This window comes from Vibrio sp. 1288 (genome assembly GCF_033344475.1).
The window spans coordinates 1-576 of sequence record NZ_JAWPOX010000881.1 but is presented as its reverse complement, the minus strand read 5'-3'; the positions used below and the strand labels follow the sequence as shown (position 1 = coordinate 576).

Here is a 576-nt window from a genome sequence, read left to right as displayed (position 1 = left end):
CTGTTACCCAAATTGGCGATACCCACTTGCAGTCCAGATACCCAATCGTATTTCGCTCCGCCTTCTTTTACTGTTTTACCACGCGCCAAACAGTCATTCACCAGCGATGAGCAGAAAATATCTTGCGCTTGCTGCTCAAGCACGCTGTCGACTACGGTATCGATCTCAATCGATTTACGTGTGTAGTAGCGAATTTGCTCCGCCCAAGAAGCGGTGACTTGATCAAAACTCTCGAAGTTGCCTTTTGCTAGCGACTTATCATGCGGCAAGAAGGCTTTGCCCGTCGTTGCATCCACACCTTCGTTAAGCGCCGCCAGTAAAATACGCGCAAAATTAATAAAGCTCATGCCCGTGCAACGGTAACCCCATTTGCCTGGAACAGCGGTTTCAATACAGCCAATAGACGCATAGTTGTAAGCATCTTCTTTCTCGACACCTAGCTTGATGAACTCTGGAATGACGATTTCATCGTTGTTGAATGCAGGCATACCGAATCCGCATTTGATCACTTCAATACAGCCCATCAAGAACTCTTGATTCAGACATTCATGATAGCGAACACTCAAGTTCGGTTGT

Annotated in this window: 1 protein-coding gene; it reads right to left on the bottom strand. The window is 46.7% G+C overall.

Translation table 11 applies throughout. The annotated features are described in order from the left end of the window. Positions 1-576: pyruvate formate lyase family protein (locus tag R8O11_RS29885; RefSeq protein WP_318195214.1), on the bottom strand; the 576-nt coding region annotated here is incomplete at both ends.